The 19,053-nt window shown below is 43.4% G+C and carries 25 protein-coding genes and 2 tRNA genes; 24 read left to right on the top strand and 3 right to left on the bottom strand.

The window, feature by feature from the left end; all coding sequences use genetic code 11:
- Positions 1-55 precede the first annotated feature (55 nt).
- From G414_RS0102910 to G414_RS0102870, 9 genes are all read left to right on the top strand, one after another.
- Positions 56-128: transfer RNA gene (locus G414_RS0102910), tRNA-Lys, on the top strand.
- A gap of 42 nt (positions 129-170) precedes the next feature.
- Positions 171-244, top strand: a tRNA-Ile gene (locus G414_RS0102905).
- Positions 245-335: 91 nt separating this feature from the next.
- The gene (locus tag G414_RS0102900) at positions 336-1,442 is read left to right on the top strand and encodes an enolase C-terminal domain-like protein (RefSeq protein WP_027694517.1); all 1,107 of its coding nucleotides are present in this window, start codon (positions 336-338) and stop codon (positions 1,440-1,442) included.
- Between the two features lie 80 nt (positions 1,443-1,522).
- Positions 1,523-2,611, top strand: a complete 1,089-nt coding sequence (locus G414_RS0102895; protein WP_022791362.1) for a M24 family metallopeptidase — start codon at positions 1,523-1,525, stop codon at positions 2,609-2,611.
- Between the two features lies 1 nt (position 2,612).
- Positions 2,613-3,062: a hypothetical protein gene (locus tag G414_RS0102890; RefSeq protein ID WP_022791361.1), complete on the top strand. Its 450-nt coding sequence runs from the start codon at positions 2,613-2,615 to the stop codon at positions 3,060-3,062.
- Positions 3,063-3,117: 55 nt separating this feature from the next.
- On the top strand, positions 3,118-4,512 hold the full coding sequence (locus G414_RS0102885) for a bifunctional metallophosphatase/5'-nucleotidase (RefSeq protein ID WP_022791360.1): 1,395 nt from the start codon (positions 3,118-3,120) through the stop codon (positions 4,510-4,512).
- Positions 4,509-5,120, top strand: a complete 612-nt coding sequence (locus G414_RS0102880) for a YutD family protein (protein ID WP_022791359.1) — start codon at positions 4,509-4,511, stop codon at positions 5,118-5,120. The genes G414_RS0102885 and G414_RS0102880 overlap by 4 nt, the downstream gene beginning before the upstream one ends.
- Positions 5,117-5,884 carry a TIGR01457 family HAD-type hydrolase gene (locus G414_RS0102875; protein ID WP_022791358.1) on the top strand — a complete coding sequence of 256 codons (768 nt, stop codon included), beginning with the start codon at positions 5,117-5,119 and terminating at the stop codon, positions 5,882-5,884. Before G414_RS0102880 ends, G414_RS0102875 begins: the two co-directional genes overlap by 4 nt.
- Before the next feature lie 51 nt (positions 5,885-5,935).
- Positions 5,936-7,018: a hypothetical protein gene (locus tag G414_RS0102870; RefSeq protein WP_022791357.1), complete on the top strand. Its 1,083-nt coding sequence runs from the start codon at positions 5,936-5,938 to the stop codon at positions 7,016-7,018.
- 40 nt (positions 7,019-7,058) lie between these two features.
- Here G414_RS0102870 and G414_RS0102865 read toward each other — a convergent pair whose 3' ends face one another.
- The 3 genes from G414_RS0102865 to G414_RS0102855 form a co-directional block, all read right to left on the bottom strand.
- Complete coding sequence (locus G414_RS0102865) at positions 7,059-7,397, bottom strand: heavy metal-binding domain-containing protein (RefSeq protein WP_022791356.1); 339 nt, start codon at positions 7,395-7,397, stop codon at positions 7,059-7,061.
- Positions 7,394-7,834: a DUF4231 domain-containing protein gene (locus G414_RS0102860; protein ID WP_022791355.1), complete on the bottom strand. Its 441-nt coding sequence runs from the start codon at positions 7,832-7,834 to the stop codon at positions 7,394-7,396. The genes G414_RS0102865 and G414_RS0102860 overlap by 4 nt, the downstream gene beginning before the upstream one ends.
- Before the next feature lie 86 nt (positions 7,835-7,920).
- Positions 7,921-8,142: a hypothetical protein gene (locus tag G414_RS0102855; protein WP_022791354.1), complete on the bottom strand. Its 222-nt coding sequence runs from the start codon at positions 8,140-8,142 to the stop codon at positions 7,921-7,923.
- Positions 8,143-8,312: 170 nt separating this feature from the next.
- Here G414_RS0102855 and G414_RS0102850 point away from each other — a divergent pair, with 170 nt between their 5' ends.
- The 15 genes from G414_RS0102850 to G414_RS0102780 all read left to right on the top strand — a co-directional run bounded on the left by G414_RS0102850 (position 8,313) and on the right by G414_RS0102780 (position 19,048).
- A complete protein-coding gene (locus G414_RS0102850; protein ID WP_022791353.1) occupies positions 8,313-8,513 on the top strand; it encodes a hypothetical protein in 201 nt (66 codons plus the stop codon).
- A gap of 5 nt (positions 8,514-8,518) precedes the next feature.
- A complete protein-coding gene (locus tag G414_RS07610) occupies positions 8,519-8,665 on the top strand; it encodes a hypothetical protein (protein ID WP_022791352.1) in 147 nt (48 codons plus the stop codon).
- Positions 8,666-8,681: 16 nt separating this feature from the next.
- On the top strand, positions 8,682-8,963 hold the full coding sequence (locus G414_RS0102840) for a hypothetical protein (protein WP_022791351.1): 282 nt from the start codon (positions 8,682-8,684) through the stop codon (positions 8,961-8,963).
- Positions 8,964-9,114: 151 nt separating this feature from the next.
- The gene (locus G414_RS07495) at positions 9,115-9,687 is read left to right on the top strand and encodes a cadmium resistance transporter (RefSeq protein WP_022791350.1); all 573 of its coding nucleotides are present in this window, start codon (positions 9,115-9,117) and stop codon (positions 9,685-9,687) included.
- A 156-nt stretch (positions 9,688-9,843) separates the two neighbouring features.
- Complete coding sequence (locus tag G414_RS0102830) at positions 9,844-10,725, top strand: phosphate ABC transporter substrate-binding protein PstS family protein (RefSeq protein ID WP_022791349.1); 882 nt, start codon at positions 9,844-9,846, stop codon at positions 10,723-10,725.
- Positions 10,726-10,727: 2 nt separating this feature from the next.
- Positions 10,728-11,645, top strand: coding sequence for a phosphate ABC transporter permease subunit PstC (gene pstC / locus G414_RS0102825; protein ID WP_022791348.1), 918 nt, complete (start codon positions 10,728-10,730; stop codon positions 11,643-11,645).
- A 2-nt stretch (positions 11,646-11,647) separates the two neighbouring features.
- Positions 11,648-12,538 (top strand): phosphate ABC transporter permease PstA, encoded by an 891-nt coding sequence (gene pstA / locus G414_RS0102820; protein WP_022791347.1) that lies wholly within the window; start codon positions 11,648-11,650, stop codon positions 12,536-12,538.
- Between the two features lie 80 nt (positions 12,539-12,618).
- Positions 12,619-13,380, top strand: a complete 762-nt coding sequence (gene pstB, locus G414_RS0102815; protein WP_420031173.1) for a phosphate ABC transporter ATP-binding protein PstB — start codon at positions 12,619-12,621, stop codon at positions 13,378-13,380.
- Between the two features lie 9 nt (positions 13,381-13,389).
- Entirely contained in the window at positions 13,390-14,148 is a 759-nt protein-coding gene (gene pstB / locus G414_RS0102810) for a phosphate ABC transporter ATP-binding protein PstB (protein ID WP_022791345.1), read from the top strand.
- Positions 14,149-14,231: 83 nt separating this feature from the next.
- Positions 14,232-14,906 (top strand): phosphate signaling complex protein PhoU, encoded by a 675-nt coding sequence (phoU, locus tag G414_RS0102805; protein ID WP_022791344.1) that lies wholly within the window; start codon positions 14,232-14,234, stop codon positions 14,904-14,906.
- 59 nt (positions 14,907-14,965) lie between these two features.
- Positions 14,966-15,778 carry a RecX family transcriptional regulator gene (locus G414_RS0102800; RefSeq protein ID WP_027694516.1) on the top strand — a complete coding sequence of 271 codons (813 nt, stop codon included), beginning with the start codon at positions 14,966-14,968 and terminating at the stop codon, positions 15,776-15,778.
- 78 nt (positions 15,779-15,856) lie between these two features.
- Positions 15,857-16,408, top strand: coding sequence for a DUF402 domain-containing protein (locus G414_RS0102795; protein WP_022791342.1), 552 nt, complete (start codon positions 15,857-15,859; stop codon positions 16,406-16,408).
- A gap of 126 nt (positions 16,409-16,534) precedes the next feature.
- Positions 16,535-17,131 carry a hypothetical protein gene (locus G414_RS0102790; protein ID WP_022791341.1) on the top strand — a complete coding sequence of 199 codons (597 nt, stop codon included), beginning with the start codon at positions 16,535-16,537 and terminating at the stop codon, positions 17,129-17,131.
- Positions 17,132-17,270: 139 nt separating this feature from the next.
- Positions 17,271-18,842 carry a peptide chain release factor 3 gene (locus tag G414_RS0102785; RefSeq protein ID WP_022791340.1) on the top strand — a complete coding sequence of 524 codons (1,572 nt, stop codon included), beginning with the start codon at positions 17,271-17,273 and terminating at the stop codon, positions 18,840-18,842.
- Positions 18,839-19,048 carry a hypothetical protein gene (locus G414_RS0102780; protein ID WP_022791339.1) on the top strand — a complete coding sequence of 70 codons (210 nt, stop codon included), beginning with the start codon at positions 18,839-18,841 and terminating at the stop codon, positions 19,046-19,048. The genes G414_RS0102785 and G414_RS0102780 overlap by 4 nt, the downstream gene beginning before the upstream one ends.
- Positions 19,049-19,053 lie beyond the last annotated feature (5 nt).

Below are 19,053 nucleotides of genomic sequence, written 5' to 3'. Positions count from 1 at the left end.
TGCATTTTGCAAGGTCTTCGTGTATAATAAATTCTGGCATTTGTTATGACCTGTGGTCTCCTTAGCTCAGTTGGTAGAGCAGAGGACTTTTAATCCTTGGGTCCAGGGTTCGAGCCCCTGAGGGGACATCAGCTAGTAATAGCTGTGTAGATGGTAATAACAGATACCTTGTTCCTTTAGCTCAGTTGGTTAGAGCAGACGGCTCATAACCGTCCGGTCGTTGGTTCGAGTCCAACAAGGAACATCGTAATAAAAAGGCTTGGTGCAAGTGCGCTAGGCCTTTTTATTTTAAAAACATTTGGTGCGGCGCAGATGATTCCGGGAGGTGCGGGTTGATGAAGATTGAACAAATCACAGTGTGGCCGTTACAATTGACCTTACGAACGCCATTTATGACGGCACATGGGACAACCTCTTTGCGACCATTACAATTGATTGAACTAAAAATGGCCAGTGGTGACTGTGGCTATGGTGAAGTACAAGCTTTTGCTGATCAAGCCTATGCCAAACAAGATCAAAGAAGCGCACGGCAGGAATTAGCAAAGGTATTACCCCGGTTGGTTGGACAAACAGTTAATCAGCCAGATGAATTTCAAAAGGGGTTAAATGGACTGACGGCCTTTGCAAAGGCGGCTGTTGAGATGGCCCTTTGGGATGCCTATGGCAAGGTGAAGCAACAAAGTCTGGCGCAACTGTTAGCAGTTAGTCAATTGTCAGTCCCAGTAAGTGCAGCCATTGGCATTCAAACGCAGCAAGTAAGGGCGCTCAATCAGGTGATTAGGCAGGGTTATCAGCGGGTGAAGATTAAGGCTGTTGACCCTCAAACGGCCTTAACCTTAATTAAGGCCGTTAAACAACATTTCCCAAACCAAATGGTTTCCTTGGATGCAAATGCTGCTTGGTCTAATCAACCAGCAACGGTAAGCTGGTTAAGGGCGATGGAAAAGGCAGGCTTAGCCTTGATTGAAGAACCGGTTCATGATACAACCTTGCATGAGTTTCACCAGTTACAAGGCCAGTTTCAGCAACTTAAAATTAGTTTAGATGAATCATTGACCAATCTAAGGACGGTTGAGAAAGCGCTCCAAGTAGATGCAGCAGCTGCCTATACGTTAAAACAAGGTAAATTAGGTGGAGTTACGGATACCTTAAAGGCGATAACAGCCATTTTACAGGCTAATCGATTACCTTTTATTGGTGGTATGTTAGCCTCGGGGTTAGGTCGATCGTTAGACTTAGTGTTGGCAGCCAAGGCTGGTTACCCTCCTTTTCCAGCAGATATCGGGGCCAGTGATCATTATTTTGAGAAGGACATCATTAAAGAAAGATTGACTATTCATGATGGTAGGATGAATTTACCAACGGAACCAGGTTTGGGGGTGACCATTGATTGGACGAACGTGGCTAACCTGCAAGTTGGCCCCAGTTCAACCTTTTCTTAGGGGGTTTGACTTAAGGCAAACGTTCAGAAATTACGGTCTAACTTTGTTATAATAAAGGATAAAGAAACGAGGGCTAAGACATGAGGACACGCATAGAAAATGTACGAAAGCTATTTGGACCATTAGATATTGATGGCCTTTTAGTCGCTGAAGGAACGAACATGGCCTATTTAAGTGGCTTTACCGGTGGCACCGGAGACGGTCTAGTTTTAATTGGGCGTGATCAGGTGGCAGTGATTACAGATGACCGCTATGAGGACATGTACCGTCAGTCATTAGCTGATGCTGGCATTGAATTGCTGATAACTCGTAACTATTGGGGTGTGGCAATGGCAGCTGCTAAACGGTTTAAGATTAGTAAGCTTGGTTTTGAAGCCTCTTTACCCTTCCGCGATTTTGATTATCTAGATGAAAACTTTGAGGGGGTTGATATTGTCCCCATTCCCGATTTGATTGAGGCCCTTCGCGAAGTGAAAGAGCCGGATGAAGTGGCTAAAATCCGTCATAGTACTCAAGTGGCCGTTGAGGCGTTTAATACTTTGATTGGGCAATTACAGGTTGGGATGACCGAACGTGAGGTAGCTAACCGCTTGGACCAATTGATGAAAGAGGGAGGCGCGGATAAGGTTTCCTTTGATACGATTGTGGCAGCTGGTAGCCGGGGTGCCTTGCCCCATGGAACCTATACTGACAATGCAATTGAAGATGGCGACCTAGTTACCATTGACTTTGGTTACTATGTTGATGGTTATACATCTGATATCACGCGTACCCTGTCTTTTGGGCAACCTGATCCTAATTTAGAACGGGTTTACCAAGTTGTTTTAGCTGCTCAAGAAGCGGCGATTGCGGCTGTTAAACCAGGAGTACTGGCAGCTGATGTTGATAAGGCGGCCCGTGATGTCATTGAAGCGGCTGAGTTGGGGGCGTATTTTAATCACGCAACCGGTCATAGTATCGGCCTGAGTATCCATGAAGGACCGGTACTGTCTAAATTTGCTTCTAACGAAGACGTCTTAAAGGAAAATATGATTGTCACTATCGAGCCAGGGGTTTATTTGAAGGACCAAGGTGGGGTACGCATTGAAGATGATATTTTAGTGACGAAGGATGGGCATGAAAATTTGACTGCAGCTATTCCAACGACACTGATTAAAGTAGGAAAATAAGATGGGCTTAAAGTATTTTGAATTTTATCATGGGAATTTGACGACGGGATTTGATCGTATTTATGGGAAAAAGGTAGCAGACCACGCTTTTTTGTTAGCCATTCCAAAAACAGCAGTTTTACCACCATTGTCGCTGGAACAACCTGGGGTAGATTTTGTTCGTAAACACCAAGGTGAGGTGGAAACACAGCCTAGGTTGAAAAAGTATACTAAATATTGGCAGGACGTGAGTATTCAATGGTCGAATATTGACCGCCGGATGCACGAATTAGTGGCAGAATGGCCCCTTGAATCGCGTGAAGTTGTGGCTGCTCCTACCGATGAATGGGGATTACAGCTAACAAATGAAGAAGGTGAGCAGCAGACTTATTTAGGCGCTAATGCTTATCCTGATAATTTTAAGTTGTTTGAAAATTGGTTGCATGGGTATGCCAAGGGACGTTTGCGTTAGAGATAGAATATGCTAGCAAACAAAAACTGGTTATTTAAGGTTAAAAGGGGGAGTTATGCGGGAAGAGTTGCAAGTATTACACACTAATGATTTGCATTCACATTTAGAACGCTGGCCAAAAATTCGCCGTTTTTTAACTAACCAGCGCCGGTTAGCGAAGCGAAAGGGGATAGAAACCTTTACCTTTGACATTGGCGACGCCTTAGACCGACAAAATGCGTTAACAGAAGCAACCATGGGTCAGGCCAACGTAGACTTAATGAATGAAGTTCATTATGATGCGGTCACAATTGGTAACAACGAGGACTTGGGGATGAATCATGATGCCCTTAATCGGCTGTATACACATGCTCAATTTCCAGTATTAGTGGCTAATTTAACAGATGCTGGTTCAGGCCAGTTACCAGACTGGGCGTTTGAAAAGAAAATTTTAACCACTACGGCTGGTACACGGGTGGGCGTCTTAGGACTAACGGCGCCCTTTATTTTAACCTTGCCTCTTTTAGGTTGGCTGCCAAAGGAAGTCGATGCGGTATTACCGCAATTATTAGCTGATTTGCACAAACAAGTAGATGTTATCATCTTGTTATCACATTTAGGGTTGCCAGTGGATCGCTATCTAGCTGACCGTTATTCAGATATAGACCTGATACTCGGTGCCCATACGCATCATCTTCTACCTGAGGGTGAATGGTGGTCAGGAACCCTGTTAGCGGCAGCCGGTCGGTATGGAGAACATCTTGGTAAAATTCATTTGACCTTAGTTGATCATCAGGTACTAAGCGCACAAGCAAGCACGATAAAGACAGATGACTTACCAAGCCTACCTGATGATCAAGGAGAAATTGATGCACTTGAACAACGTGGTCATCGCCTATTGGCTAAAAAGGTATTTGCCAAACTTGAGGCGCCTTATGAACGCTCATTAGGGGCGTCACACCGGGTAATTGATTTGGGGGTGGCCGCCTTGAAGTGGTACACCCAAACGGATCTCGTTATGTTGTCAACGGGCATGTTTTTAACGGACTTACCAGCAGGTGAGGTAACGGCCGATGAGTTACATACGATGTTGCCCCATGCAGTGCATCCAATGCGGACGACATTAACGGGAGCTGACTTAAAGCGCTTGGTGCAAGAAGTTCATAAAAATCAACCCTACCTAGTAAATCATCGGGTTCATGGAATGGGCTTTCGCGGTGATACTTTTGGTCAGGTGTTATTTGACGGATTACGTGAAGATGCGCAAGGGACGTTATACGTGCAGGACATACCGGTAGAGGATTGTAGAGTTTACCGGCTTGGCACCCTAGAACATTATATGTTTATTCCTTATTTTCCTACCCTCGAAATAGCTGGTAAGAATGAGTTAATGTATCAACATGTGTTCCGTGAAGTAGTGGGCGCTTATTTAGCTAAAGAATCTAAAGAGAGTGGAGAGCATGATTCATGAATCGTGAAAAAATGAAGGAGTTAGCGGACGCACAGTTTTTAGAACGTCAGGCAGCGACGACGATCGTTCATGACCCTGATGACCCAACAGGGTTGGTAATTAATGACCGGGCTTATCGCATTGTAGAAAATTATCGAGATGCTTTGAAGGAGCCACAATTGGCTGCCCGTTTTAGTTATTTCCTAGAGAAGTATGATTTTATTTTAGGGGATATTGCCTCAGAGCAGTTGCGCTTGCGAGGCTTTTATCGTGCTGGAACAGCAGGCGTAGCCCGTAGTCAACAAATTACGGCCTTAAATGATTACCTCTATGAGACAGTGAATTTTGGAGCCCCTTATTTTGTTTTAGAAAATTTGGCGCCTCATGCCATAGCTGAAGAAGAAGGGGCCGCTAAAGGCCATCAGCGTCGTCATCGAGGACGGCGCCACCGTGGTAAGGGGAAAGGCCATCAAGAGAAGGCAGAACTTGGAGAACAGCGGCGACCGGTACGACAACATAAGCCAGGTAGCAAGGGGCAAGCTGTGGAAGTGAAGGCCAAAGGTAAACGTAAGCAGCGGCATTTCGAAGTTCGGGAACGGGTCAAAGAGACGAAGGAGACGACCAAATGAAGCACTATCAACAGTATTTGATTGATCTTGATGGTACGATGTACCGTGGTAAAGAAAGAATTCCTGCCGCCAAACAATTTATTGAACGCTTAAATGCTGCTGGGATTAAACATCTTTTTGTAACGAATAATTCAACAAAGACGCCAGCAGAGGTGGCTGAAAATTTAACTCGTCATCATGGCATTGTGACTGAGCCAGGCCAAGTCTATACGAGTTCGCTGGCTACCGTAGCTTATTTGCAAGCAGCCAATGTTCAGTCGGTATTAATGATTGGAGAGCATGGGTTACAAGCAGCCTTGCAAGAACATGGTTTCAACTTGGTCACCCAGGAACCAGCAGATGCAGTCGTAGTTGGGTTAGATCGCAACTTAGTATATGAGGATTTAGCTCGGGCAACCTTAGCTATTCGAGCAGGAGCTAAATTTATCGTCACTAATCCAGACACTAATTTGCCTAGTGAACGGGGGATGATTCCAAGCACTGGGGCAATTGCAGCGGCGATTCAAACGGCAACCCAGGTTGAGCCGGTAGTGATTGGTAAGCCAAGTAAACTCATTATGGATGCTGCTATGCAGTATGCTCACGCTAATCCTAAACAGACGATTATGGTTGGTGATAATTATCAAACAGATATTTTAGCTGGTATCCATGCTGATATTGATACGCTACTTGTTTATAGTGGCCTGTCCACCCCTAAAGCAGTAGCCAAAGAGCCCATTCAACCTACTTATACAGTAGACAGTTTAGCTGATTGGACGCTGTAAAATAAACCTTACCAGTGTTTGACTAGTAATCTAATGCAGAAAGGTGGACTAATGCGGCAGCAGCTTAGTTTGTTTATTGATGCTGATAAAGTGAAGGTGGGGCGTCACCACTGCGTTTTTTGGGAAGGCCAATCCATAGAGATGATGTGGCAAGCTGTGGAGGATGTGATTGATAGACATCACTTGTGGGCACGGCATTTGTGGCTAGTGGATGCTGGTCTGGCAACAATTAACCCCCTTCATTGGTATTGGCTGAAACTTATTTGGGGGCAGCACTTTTGGAAGATTGGTGGACATCAGCTCCATTTTCGTGAAGTGAAGCCGCAGATTAACCCCCTTGTACCAGCTGATCTACCATGGATGCTTGTGCAAACAGCGAGCAACGATGGAATGACGATTCCCTGGCGAACACGAAGTTTTAAAAAAGGTAGCTTTAATCAGGCACAACCAGTTGGCTACCAGGTAGAGAACATGAAAACTGGTCAACTGAGGTGGGTAGAAGGATGTAGCAATCCAACACAAACCATGTGGACGCTCGTTGAAGGCTTGCGGGCCGCTAACGGGGAAGTGGTGGCCTACCAATTGAATTGCCAGGGTAAGGGCCGCCACGACCACCTTGTTAGTCAAACTGATTGGTCTTGTTATACAGATCAGGATTATCGACCCAGTACTGGGCGCATTGCTTGTCAACCAGCGCCTCGCTACTTAGAGTTTCGCCAGCAGCCCGAACTGACTTATCCGCTCCTCCGAAAAAGAATTAAGCATTATTGGCAGTTCTTTTGGAAGTCACATGGCATAAGGTTTAGCCAAGCAAAACAGCAGCAGAATCTCTATAATCGAGCTATTTATAAAAGGCAAGCGGGATTCGCTATCACTACCGCTAACCTGCAACAAAAGGGAGTTAGTCTAGACATACAAAGCGTGTTGCATTGGCAGCGTCAGTTAATGCCGTGGTTAAGCAATCCTGAAGAAGAGATTACGCACTTTTATCAGCCTGAGGATGGACGGCTGATAAAAGTGCGCTTTCAAGCTGCTAATATTTGGTTATGGACTAGTCATCGGTTGACCTTAAACCTGATGAATAAACGTAGGCAGGTGTTACAACGCCAACAATGGAATAAATTGGATATATAAAAAACGGCTAATGTTATTAGCCGTTTTTTATATATCAGCCTTAGACCGAAAGGGGACTAATTTTGACTGCTGTACCATAAGCATTCACCGAATCACCAAGTGAAGAGGTGTTACTATCAAATCGAAACATGATTACAGCATTGCCGCCAAGGTTAGCTGCTTCTTTTTGCATGCGAGCTAGCGCCTCTTGACGAGCGGTTGTTTGCAACTTCGTATAGCCTTTGATTTCACCACCAACCATTGCTTTAAATGACTGGCCAAAATCGGAAATCACATTTCGTGAACGAGTGGTTTGACCAAAAACTTCACCTAAGACCTGGTCAATTTGGTAACCAGGGATATTTTCCGTAGTGACGACTAAAACGTTGTTTTCTTTCATGTGAGGGAAGTTCCTTTCTTTTGGGGTGCTTCACGAATAAAATCAGGTAAGACAGACTGTGTTTTGGTCGTAATCGCGTGGATTAAGGTTTGAACATCGGAAGCCTCTGTTTGATCATAAGGGGCGGAGTGACTTCGAAACAATAAGCGCTCTTTTTGTAAAACCATTAAATCTGTTGTATCACGTTGAATCTTTTCGTTTAAGTTATAAAAGGCCCCAAAGGCTTGTACAAAGGTAATCAGGGCTGCAAAAACTGCAATTAAGACCAATAAGCGGTCATCTTTACCAACTAAGGCAATCAGGATGGGGATACTCGTTGAAAGAACGAGTTGCAAAAGTTGGCTGAACAAAGCGAGTCGCTTGTATCGACGTAAGCGTTGGTCCAATGTATGGATGCTAGCATCTAAGCCAGCCAGCGTTGTTTCATATGTCAGCATGAAGTATAACATCTCCTTTACAATAATGGTAAGGCTCTCGATACTAATGTCCTTCCCTTAAAGGAGGGTTAACGAAAAGGAGGGCTTTAAATTTCAACAATATCAACCTGACCATCGCGATGGGCAATGGAACGGGTATCATCAGATTGATGGGCTAAGAGCATATTAACTGCTTGAACATCGGCATCATCATCAAAAAAATCTGCACCAAGGTGCAAAACAGTTTGACCGCTGCTGATGGCTAACTTAGCGTCTTCATGAATACGAGCAGCTTTAGCTTCTTGTTTTGGTGTTGGATCAAGGGTCATATTGGATACCTCTCTTTATTTAATAAATGGGCCTGATTTGAATACAGTTCCTAGTATACGGCTTAACTAGTAAAAGTAAAAGCATAGGCGGGTGGCTGAGCGCGTATTGGTTTTTGACGGGGTTAGTGGTATTCTAACAGTATAAATAAAGATTGAAGGGAGAACCCATGATGGCAACATTACGTGATGGTTTAGCAGAAAATCGCGAGTCCAAGGCACTAGGTAAGGAAAAGGAAGCTGAAGACAAGCTTTACAAGCATGAAAAGGAGGCTCATAAGGGCCAAGAAATCCATGCTGAACATGAAGAGCACAAAGAAGATCGTTATGAAGAAAAGGCTTTGCATGCTGAAGAAAGAGAATACGAGGGTTAAGCAAAATGACTGAAAAGCGCCATGAATTTGAAGCAGCTGATGCACGCGGAGTTGAAGACGAGAAGCGTAAGTATGAGCGTAAAATGAAGCAAGGTGAATTTGAAGAAGCTTCTAAGGAACAACGTGAAGCAGAACGCCAAGATAAAATCTAAAAAGGGGCTAATCGTCATGACAAAACAAGATTTATTAGCTGAGTTGGACGGTAATGTTGACTACGATGGTTTGAAGGTTGTCTACAATGAAGATACCTATGAATTATCTGCCTATCCAGATGAAGACGGGTTGGGTATCGACATTGACATTTACCGTGATGATGAATTACAGTCAACAATTTATAGTGCTTATAAGCCGGCTGAACTGAAGAAGTTAGATGTTGCACAAACCAAGCAGGTTTTCGCTGGTGTCAACGAAAAAATTGCGGATGCAATTTTAGAAGTTGCAAAGAACTAGGATCTTTGCCCCGTTAAATCCTGCTTATTGATATAGTTAATCTAGGTTTTTACCTGGGTTAACTATATTTTTTTTGCAGACTGGCTTAAGTGTGAGATAATAGTAAAGTATATTAATTATTAGCGGGTGAACCTTTTAAGGAGATAGTAGGATGGGATATTTGATTTCGGCCTTGATGGCCTATGTGGGTAGTAATTTAGATGATTTGGTCCTGGTTACCTTGTTTTATGCACAGGCGCGGACCAAAAAACAAAAAGTTAACGTGGTGCTAGCCCAATTCGTGGTTTTGACCTTAGTCTTTGTCGGAAGTGCCTTTATTGCGGTTGCACTTCAACAATTTCATTTAAGCCATTTGAATTTATTGGGTGTGATTCCTTTAGGACTAGGGCTTTATTCACTGGCTCAATATTTACGAGACAGAGAATACCGTTCCACCAAGTCATCTGAAAGTAAAATTAATCAGGTGACTTTTATGGAAGTGTTTGGCATTACCTTGGCTAATTGTGGTGACAATGTTGGCGTTTATATTCCATTGTTTAGTAATTATTCCATGTCACAGTTAATGGTAGTGGTGGGAATGTTTATTATGTTGATTTTTGTTTGGCAACTGTTGGGTCGCTGGATTGCTGACTTACCAGCGGTTAAGCAGGTGATTTTAAAGTATCAATCAATTTTGATGCCCACGCTTTTAATTATCTTAGGAATTATGATCTTAATGGGTTAAAAAATGTGCCGATATGGTCTTTTAAAAATCGTTTTCACGTTGGTGAGAACGATTTTTTTCTTTGTAACGGTTATCTTTACAAAACTGTGATTTACAGGTTACAAAGAACCAGGATAATAAAAAGGGTAGAAGAAGAAATTGAGGAGGCGTTCGTTTATGAAACGCAGTTGGTTGATCGGCACCATAGTAGTGGCGGTACTGGGTAGCTTCTTTGGCTGGAGCTATCTTAATCGCGATAGTCAAAATGGTGAGAATATTACAGCCGTTGGTTCGACAGCTTTGCAACCCTTAGTTGAGGCAGCTGGTGAAGATTATGCAAGTAAGCATTTAGGCGTATATGTGAATGTTCAAGGTGGTGGTACGGGAACTGGGTTAGCTCAGGTCCAGGCTGGCGCAGTCGATTTAGGTAATTCGGACATGTATGCTAGTGAAAAAAAGGGTATCGATGCGCATGCATTGGTTGACCATCGGGTTGCCGTCGTTGGGATTGCGCCCATGGTAAATAAAAAAGCCCAGGTGCACGATTTAACACAGCAGCAATTAATCTCTATTTTTACGGGTAAGGTTAAAAATTGGCGCGAAGTTGGAGGGGCCAATCTGCCAGTAGTCTTGGTTAACCGGGTTAACGGGTCTGGTACGCGAGCTACTTTTGAAAAATGGGGTCTGCAAGGCGCAAAGTCTGCAGATGCACAAGAACAAGATTCATCAGGAATGGCTCGCCAGATTGTTGCAACTACGCCAGGGGCGGTATCATATGCAGCCTTTGCCTATTTAGACAAGTCAGTGACCGTACCAACCTTAGCTGGTGTTAAGCCAAGTAAACAAACTGTCGCCAATAATACGTGGCCTATCTGGGCCTACGAGCATGTGTATACCAAGGGCCAGCCAAGACCAGCTGTGGCTAACTTTATTGCCTATTTACAAAGTGACCACATTCAAAAGAAGTTGGTACCTAGTCTGGGATACATTTCAATCAATGATATGAAAGTTGAACGCGATATGAATGGCCATGTAAAAATGGTCAGAGAGGAGTCGTAAGCATGGACGAAATTCGAGAATCTTTGTTAAAAGAATCGAAAGCGGCACGGCGCGATAAGTTTGGGCGTGCCATTTCATTTTCAGCCCTATTGCTGATTGTCGTGGTAGTGGTGTCTATTTTTTATTTTGTGGCTTCCAAAGGCTTGGCAACATTTTTTGTTAATAAGGTCAATATTTGGGACTTTTTGACTGGCACTAAGTGGGCACCTGGTCAGGTCGATGCTCATGGTAAAGCATTCGTTGGTGCAGCACCAATGATTACGGGTTCATTTTTAGTGACCTTTTTGTCAGCTCTAATCGCGACCCCCTTTGCAATTGGCACGGCCGTCTTTATGACCGAAATTTCACCTAAGCGTGGTGCCAAGATTTTAGGTCCTGTCACGGAACTCTTGGTAGGTATTCCTTCCGTCGTTTATGGATTTATCGGTGTGTCAGTTCTGGTGCCCTTTATGCGGGCAACCTTTGGCGGTTCGGGATTTGGTATCCTATCTGGGTCCATGGTCTTATTCGTTATGATTTTACCAACGGTAACCTCAATGACCGTTGATACCTTAAAGGCAGTTCCTCGACACTATCGTGAGTCAGCTCTGGCCTTAGGGGCTACCCGCTGGCAAATGATTTATAAAGTGATTCTACGTGGTGCGACGCCAGGAATCCTAACTGCCGTTGTGTTTGGCATGGCGCGGGCCTTCGGTGAAGCACTGGCCGTTCAAATGGTGGTTGGTAATGCCGCTTTGATGCCACAAAACTTAACGTCGCCAGCCGCAACGTTAACGTCTGTTTTGACACAGGGAATTGGTAACACCGTGATGGGATCATTAGAGAATAATGCCCTTTGGAGTTTAGCCTTAATTCTCTTGTTGATGTCATTGGTCTTTAACACTGTGATTCGGGCAATTGCTAAGAAAGGAGCGATGTAGTTATGAATGCAAAGCAAGCAGATAAAGTTGCCACTATTGTGCTCTATGTGATTGCCGGCAGTGTGATCCTTATTTTAGCGGCCTTATTAGGTTATATTCTGATTCAAGGGGTGCCACACTTATCTTGGCACTTTTTGACAGCACCAGCGACGGCCTTTACGGCTGGCGGTGGAATTGGCGTTCAACTTTTTAACTCCTTTTATCTTTTATTCATTACGATGTTGATTTCCTTTCCAATTGCCTTGGGAGCAGGGATTTATTTGAATGAATATGCTAACCAGAAAAGTCGTTTAACTGGTCTGGTACGGACTGCAATCGAAATTCTCTCGTCATTACCCTCAGTGGTAGTTGGCCTATTTGGCTTTTTATTGTTCGTGGTACAATTCAAACTTGGTTTTTCAATTTTATCAGGTGCGATTGCCCTAACTTTTTTCAATTTGCCACTCTTAACGCGGTCAGTGGAAGAATCCCTACGTACAATTCCTAACTTACAACGTGAAGCCGGAGCCGCCTTAGGCTTGTCACGGTGGGAAACAGTTGTGCATATTATCTTGCCAGCAGCCTTGCCATCCATTGTGACGGGAATTGTTCTATCAGCCGGTCGAGTCTTTGGTGAAGCGGCGGCCTTAATCTATACGGCCGGTCAATCAGCACCTGCCTTGAATTTTGCCGATTGGAACCCCTTTAATGTTTCAAGTCCTTTAAATATTATGCGACCTGCTGAAACCTTAGCGGTTCATATTTGGAAGATTAATTCTGAAGGGATTATGCCAGATGCGGCTGCGGTTTCTGCTGGAGCATCGGCAGTCTTGATTATTGCAGTGCTGCTCTTTAACTTCTTAGCACGCTACTTGAGTAATAGCTTGTATAAGCGGTTAACGGCAACGAAATAGGAAGGTGTGGTTAAATGACTGAGAATCAAAATGTGAGTTTTCACCTCTATGATGAACAACCTAAGCGCTTTATCTATGAGATGCGTCCTGAAAAAGAAATTGCTATTTCAACTCATGATATGCAAGTCTACTATGGTGATAAGTTAGCGCTAGATGATGCAGATTTAAGCTTTGAACGTTTTAAAATTACTTCCTTAATTGGTGCCTCGGGTTCAGGAAAATCAACGTTCTTGCGATCGTTGAATCGCATGAATGATGATGTTGCTACGGTAAAGGGACAGATCATGTATCGTGGCTTGGATATTAATTTCAAGGATATTGATGTTTATGAGATGCGCCGGCATATTGGGATGGTCTTTCAGCGGCCTAATCCTTTTGCCAAGTCAATCCGTGAAAATATCACCTTTGCCCTGAAACAGCATGGTATTACTGATAAAGCTTATTTGGATGAAATGGTGGAACACTCGCTGCGACAAGCTGCCCTTTGGGATGAAGTCAAGGACAGCTTAGACGCATCGGCCTTATCTTTATCAGGTGGACAAGCCCAACGACTCGTTATCGCACGTGCGATTGCCATGAAGCCAGATATTTTATTGTTAGATGAACCGGCATCAGCCTTAGATCCCATTTCATCTGCAAAAATTGAAGATACCCTCTTAGAATTGAAAAAGCACTATACCATCATTATTGTGACGCACAATATGCAACAAGCAGCACGAATTTCAGACTATACAGCCTTTTTCCATATGGGAAGGGTGCTTGAGTACAATGAAACGCGTAAGATCTTCACGCGGCCAAAGGTCCAATTAACGATTGATTATGTTAACGGAAACTTTGGCTAGGAGGAAAAGATGACAAATAAAATTTTAAAGACACGGAATGTGCGTTTATATTATGGCGAAAAAGAAGCCCTGCATGGCATCAATCTAAGTTATGAACCAACAGGTATTAATGCCTTGATTGGGCCTTCAGGATCAGGAAAGTCAACTTATTTGCGTACCTTGAATCGGATGCATGATTTGACTGACTATGTGACCGTTAATGGAACTTTCACCTTTAAAGGCCAGGATATCTATGCCCCTAATATGGACGTGGTAGAGTTGCGTAAAGAGATTGGCATGGTTTTCCAACAGCCGAACCCATTTCCCTTTTCCATTTACGATAACGTTGCCTTCGGTATTCGAATATCTGGTGAAAAAGATAAGGCAATCTTAGATGAACGTGTCGAAACGTCTTTGAAACAAGCAGCTATTTGGGATGAGGTTAAGGATAGTTTACATAAGTCAGCCTTATCTTTATCAGGTGGTCAACAACAACGGGTGTCAATTGCCAGGGCGTTAGCTACGCAACCTCAAGTGTTACTATTAGATGAGCCAACGGCAGCTTTAGATCCGGTTTCATCACATAAGGTTGAAGATACTTTAATGTCTTTGCGTGATCAGTATGCGATGATTATCGTCACACATTCGATGTCCCAGGCCTCGAGAATTTCAGATCAGACGGCGTTCTTTATGGATGGTCATCTGGTTGAAGTGAATGCTACTAAGAAAATTTTTATGAATCCTGATAAGCAGGAGACACAGGATTACATCTCGGGTCGCTTTGGTTAAAGAGGATTGACCACAGGGGTAATTAAGTTTAAACTAATAAAAACGTAGTTGCAGGTGCAACCAACAAATAAGGGGGAAAACGGATGCGTCGTATGTTTGATGAAGAGTTAGCAGATTTAGATACTTCTTTTAAGGAAATGGGCCTCCTGGTTTCTGAGACTTTAGAACAGTCGGTGCAGGCCTTTTTAGATCATGATCGGCAAAAGGCCCAGGAAATCATTGATGATGATAAGGCAATTAATCATCGTGAAATTGCGATTGAAAAAAAGACTTTTGAAATGATTGCTTTATATCAGCCAGTCACGACTGATCTTCGTGAAATTGTGACGATTTTGAAGGCTGTTTCTGTCCTTGAGCGAATTGGAGATAATGCCCGTAATATTGCAATTTCAACTATTCATATGAAGGGCAATAAGCGTGTGGCTAATATTGAAGAAAAAATTGGTCAGACTGGCACGATGGTGGCTAACATGGTTAACCGCGTACTTGATTTTTACGTTAACGATGATATTCAAGGGGCTGAGTCAATGGAAGGTGAAGTTGATCAGGTGACCCAAGATACAACTGATATTCGGGGAATGGCAATTTCAGTAATGGAAAAGGATCCTGATATCGTTACGGCTGCGACTGACTATATCGTGGTAGCTGGTTACATTAAGCGGACAGCCGATTATGTGACGGACATTGCTGAATGGTTAATCTATAAGCGAACTGGTAAGATTGTCGAACTCAATCCTGGGACATCATCTTATCTATAAAAGCAACAAGCAAAAGCATCACTTTGGTGGTGCTTTTTATGTTAAGTGAGGGGGCAATAATGGCTAAAGTAACCAGCGTACGCCAGCAGCGACGTCCTGGACGATATAATATCTACTTGGATGATGAATATGCCTTAGCAGTTGATGAAAAAATTTTGATTCAGTTTGATCTTTTTAAGGGACGTCAGTTAGATGATACCGAATTGGAGCGGGTCCAAGAGGCTGAATACGAGCAGAAAGCTTATACGAAAGCCCTTCTCTACGCTACTGGGCAAATGCGGTCTCAACAGCAGGTCATACGAAAATTACGCGACCAGGACTTTCCACTAGCAGTCATTAAAAGGGTGATTGAGCGGCTGTCGGCTGCCAATGTGTTAGACGACCAGCTGTTTGCTGAAACGTATGTACGGGGATTGCAGCGTTCACACAAGTTAGGACCTTTAGCAGCTAAGCAAAAATTACGTGAATGGGGCGTAGATAATGATATTATCACGGATGTTTTAACGGATTATTCAGCTGATGATGAAAGAACTCAGCTTGAGGATAAAGTGGCAACTTTAATGGCTAAACAGAGCCGGAATGCTCATCGAATGGCGATACAAAAGGTTAGTCAAAAGTTACGGCAACAAGGTTATCATCCGCAGTTAATTCAAGAGGCGTTACAAGACTACGAAGCCAATCATGAAGCTGATCCGGAGAACGAATGGGAAAATTTAGATCGGGATGGACGACGGGCATTTGATCGCTATGCCCGCTACGATGGTTATGAATTTACGCGTCGGGTGAAAGGGGCCTTGGCCCGTAAAGGCTACCAATTTGATGAAATCGATCGTTGGTTAAGAACGCAGGCCGCGACCTTACGTGATTTGTGATTTAGTATACACTTTTGGGGGAATCGTGCTACAATAAACGGGATAGATTTGGTTTAAGAACTGCAGAGGGCTCAGAGGATGAAGACAAGTCGACTACCACGGGAGGGTGACTTTATCACGATTAAGAGCTACAAGCATGATGGCAGTCTGCACCGAACTTGGCGTGACACGATGGTTTTAAAAACGAGTGAGAATGAAGTGATTGGATTAAACGACCATACTGTCGTCATTGAGGATGATGGGCGACGGTGGGTAACCCGGGAACCGGCAATTGTTTACTTTCATCGTAAATATTGGTTTAATATTGTCGCTATGTTGAGACCGGCTGGGATATCGTATTATTGTAACTTGGCCTCACCCTACGTTTTGGATAAAGAAGCCTTAAAGTATATTGATTATGACCTAGATGTGAAAGTATTCCCAGATGGTGAACGTCGTTTGCTAGATGCTGACGAGTATCAATCACACCGACAACGCTGGCACTATTCAGCGGATATTGACTTCATTTTAAAGGAACACGTTAAAATTTTGGTCGATTGGATTAATCGTGGTCGAGGGCCTTTTTCAGATGCATATGCTAACTTGTGGTATCGGCGTTACTTAGAAATTAAGCAACGACAAGGTCGCTAATGTAACAAAAGGAATGTGACAAATTTGTCACATTCTTTTTGTTTAAGATGCTTTCAACGAAAAAGGGTCCTTGTTATACTGACTGCATGGGGAAATTAAGCTGAGTGGAGAAAGAGAGTGTATATTATGAAAAAAATAGTAGCTGCAATTGGGCTTATTATTATCTTAGTAGGAGCAGGCGTCGGGTTCATGCGTTACCAAGACCAGCAATCTTATCAACATGAGATAAAAATTGCAGAGCGGGCCGTTAAGGGTCAAAAATGGAAAACAGCGCAAAAGGCTTATGAGGCGGCCCAGGGGAAAAAGCAAACGCCGACGACGTATACGGCCTTGCGACAATTAGCCCATATTATTCCGGCCCAAGATGATTATAACCATGAGGATTGGGATGGTGCCGTGTCTCAGTTTAAACTAGCGTTAGCAATCGACGATGGGTTACCTCTTATTCAAAAAGCGGTCAAGCCGGTTTTAACAGCTGCCAAGGAAAAGCAAACAGCTGCCCGTGAAGCCTCAAAAGAAGCAGCCCAGGCAGCTAAGGCGTCATCAATTGCTCGCGATGAAAGTCGGCGGGCTAAGAGTCGGGCTAGTGAGGAAAGTAGTCGGCGGGCAGCTGAAAAAGAAAAAAAAGAGAAGGAACAAGGAGAGAAAGAGCACCAGTCAGATACCAGTCCTTCGGATAAAGCGACTGAGAAAAAAGACGCTCAACAGGAACAAGAAGATTAAGCTGATTCGTAAGCTGGGCAGGTGCAAATCAAGTGAATTAGGGGCTAGCGGTTGAAGCTAGCCTTTTTTTTCGGTATACTAAGTTGTTAAGTTTATTAAGAAATGTTAAAAAAACTAAAGATTAAGGGCGAAAAATAGAATGACAGCTGAAGAAGAAAATTTTAAAAATCGCCGGACTTTTGCTATTATTTCCCACCCGGATGCGGGAAAAACAACCATTACAGAGCAAATGTTACTCTTGGGTGGCGTTGTTCGTGAGGCGGGGACAGTTAAAGGGCGGAAAGGTAATTTTGCCAAGTCAGATTGGATGGAAATTGAACAGAAACGTGGTATTTCAGTGACCTCATCGGTCTTGCAATTTGATTTTCAAGGCAAGCGAATTAATATTTTAGATACACCAGGCCATGAGGATTTTTCAGAAGATACCTATCGGACCTTAATGGCCGTGGACTCAGTTATTATGGTCGTGGATTCTGCCAAAGGAATTGAGCCCCAGACTAAAAAACTGTTTGAAATTGTTAAGGAACGTCATATTCCGATTTTTACCTTCTTTAACAAGCTAGATCGGGATGGACGGCCACCTTTAGACCTCGTAGACGAATTAGAAACAATCTTGGGTATTGAAGCTTACCCAATGAATTGGCCAATTGGTTCAGGAAAGATTTTATCAGGGTTGTTTGATCTGTATCATCATCGCGTGGAAGTCTATCATCCTAAAACAGATGCGGAGCGCTTTTTGCCGCTTAATGCTGCTGGAACGGACTTGGAACAAGCAAATTCAATTCAACAAAGTCCAGCTTGGGCTGAGACCCAGGATGAAGTAGAAATGTTAACCACAGCTGGTAACGAATTTAGTGAAACTGCAGTTTTGCAAGGTAAATTAACGCCAGTCTTCTTTGGGTCAGCTTTAACTAACTTTGGGGTGGAAACCTTTTTAGAAACTTATATGCAGTATGCCCCTGCGCCAGCAGCTAAGCCAACGGTGGACGGTGATGAAATTGCCCCTACTGACCCAACTTTTTCTGGTTTTGTCTTTAAGATTCAAGCTAATATGAATCCCAAGCATCGGGACCGCATTGCTTTTGTAAGAGTGGTTTCAGGTACTTTTGAACGGGGGATGGACGTTAGCTTAGCCCGGAATGGTAAGAAAATACGTTTGTCGAATGTGACAGAATTTATGGCTGATGCCCGTGAGAAGGTTGAGACGGCCGTTCCTGGTGATATTATTGGGTTATATGATACGGGAAACTTTCAGATAGGTGATACCATTTATGCTGGTAAGCGTAAGGTCACCTTTGCGGAGTTACCAACCTTTACACCAGAAATCTTCATGCGGGTTCAGGCTAAAAATGTACTCAAGCAAAAATCCTTCCATAAGGGCATTGAGCAGTTAGTTCAGGAAGGAACAATCCAAATGTATCAAGCATGGGATTCTGGTGATTATATTTTGGGAGCTGTTGGGGCCCTCCAATTTGAAGTCTTTCAATTTAGAATGGAAAACGAATATAATACAGAGGTTAACCTTGAGCCAATGGGGTCAAAAATTGCCCGGTGGATTAAGCCAGACCAGTTAAATCGGCAGATGGCCTCATCTCGAAATCTTTTGGTTAAGGACCGCCATGGTGCTCCAGTCTTCTTATTTGAAAACCAATTTGCTGAACGCTGGTTTAAGGACAAATATCCAGAAGTTGAATTGGAGGCGAAACTATGACCACATTACTAACTATGACGCCCCAAACTTGGTTAATGGGCTTTGAAATTTTTGCTTTTATCATGATTGTACCAACGCTAGTTTATTTTACCGGTCATCGTTTACTTAGACCATTTCCTCGTTTATTCAATGCCCTGCATTTAATTTTTGGCGGGTATATGATGTCGGTTTTGGTAGCGGGTATTTCTGTACTTGTGTTATCGTAACTAAT

It is taken from the genome of Weissella halotolerans DSM 20190 (assembly GCF_000420365.1).
Lineage (GTDB): Bacteria > Bacillota > Bacilli > Lactobacillales > Lactobacillaceae > Weissella > Weissella halotolerans.
This window is presented reverse-complemented; position numbering and strand designations above follow the sequence as displayed.

Coding starts and splice junctions, on each gene's coding strand:
- G414_RS0102900 (WP_027694517.1), top strand. CDS start 336: ATGAAGATTGAACAAATCACAGTGTGGCCGTTACAATTGACCTTACGA.
- G414_RS0102895 (WP_022791362.1), top strand. CDS start 1,523: ATGAGGACACGCATAGAAAATGTACGAAAGCTATTTGGACCATTAGAT.
- G414_RS0102890 (WP_022791361.1), top strand. CDS start 2,613: ATGGGCTTAAAGTATTTTGAATTTTATCATGGGAATTTGACGACGGGA.
- G414_RS0102885 (WP_022791360.1), top strand. CDS start 3,118: ATGCGGGAAGAGTTGCAAGTATTACACACTAATGATTTGCATTCACAT.
- G414_RS0102880 (WP_022791359.1), top strand. CDS start 4,509: ATGAATCGTGAAAAAATGAAGGAGTTAGCGGACGCACAGTTTTTAGAA.
- G414_RS0102875 (WP_022791358.1), top strand. CDS start 5,117: ATGAAGCACTATCAACAGTATTTGATTGATCTTGATGGTACGATGTAC.
- G414_RS0102870 (WP_022791357.1), top strand. CDS start 5,936: ATGCGGCAGCAGCTTAGTTTGTTTATTGATGCTGATAAAGTGAAGGTG.
- G414_RS0102865 (WP_022791356.1), bottom strand. CDS start 7,397: ATGAAAGAAAACAACGTTTTAGTCGTCACTACGGAAAATATCCCTGGT.
- G414_RS0102860 (WP_022791355.1), bottom strand. CDS start 7,834: ATGCTGACATATGAAACAACGCTGGCTGGCTTAGATGCTAGCATCCAT.
- G414_RS0102855 (WP_022791354.1), bottom strand. CDS start 8,142: ATGACCCTTGATCCAACACCAAAACAAGAAGCTAAAGCTGCTCGTATT.
- G414_RS0102850 (WP_022791353.1), top strand. CDS start 8,313: ATGGCAACATTACGTGATGGTTTAGCAGAAAATCGCGAGTCCAAGGCA.
- G414_RS07610 (WP_022791352.1), top strand. CDS start 8,519: ATGACTGAAAAGCGCCATGAATTTGAAGCAGCTGATGCACGCGGAGTT.
- G414_RS0102840 (WP_022791351.1), top strand. CDS start 8,682: ATGACAAAACAAGATTTATTAGCTGAGTTGGACGGTAATGTTGACTAC.
- G414_RS07495 (WP_022791350.1), top strand. CDS start 9,115: ATGGGATATTTGATTTCGGCCTTGATGGCCTATGTGGGTAGTAATTTA.
- G414_RS0102830 (WP_022791349.1), top strand. CDS start 9,844: ATGAAACGCAGTTGGTTGATCGGCACCATAGTAGTGGCGGTACTGGGT.
- pstC (WP_022791348.1), top strand. CDS start 10,728: ATGGACGAAATTCGAGAATCTTTGTTAAAAGAATCGAAAGCGGCACGG.
- pstA (WP_022791347.1), top strand. CDS start 11,648: ATGAATGCAAAGCAAGCAGATAAAGTTGCCACTATTGTGCTCTATGTG.
- pstB (WP_420031173.1), top strand. CDS start 12,619: ATGCGTCCTGAAAAAGAAATTGCTATTTCAACTCATGATATGCAAGTC.
- pstB (WP_022791345.1), top strand. CDS start 13,390: ATGACAAATAAAATTTTAAAGACACGGAATGTGCGTTTATATTATGGC.
- phoU (WP_022791344.1), top strand. CDS start 14,232: ATGCGTCGTATGTTTGATGAAGAGTTAGCAGATTTAGATACTTCTTTT.
- G414_RS0102800 (WP_027694516.1), top strand. CDS start 14,966: ATGGCTAAAGTAACCAGCGTACGCCAGCAGCGACGTCCTGGACGATAT.
- G414_RS0102795 (WP_022791342.1), top strand. CDS start 15,857: ATGAAGACAAGTCGACTACCACGGGAGGGTGACTTTATCACGATTAAG.
- G414_RS0102790 (WP_022791341.1), top strand. CDS start 16,535: ATGAAAAAAATAGTAGCTGCAATTGGGCTTATTATTATCTTAGTAGGA.
- G414_RS0102785 (WP_022791340.1), top strand. CDS start 17,271: ATGACAGCTGAAGAAGAAAATTTTAAAAATCGCCGGACTTTTGCTATT.
- G414_RS0102780 (WP_022791339.1), top strand. CDS start 18,839: ATGACCACATTACTAACTATGACGCCCCAAACTTGGTTAATGGGCTTT.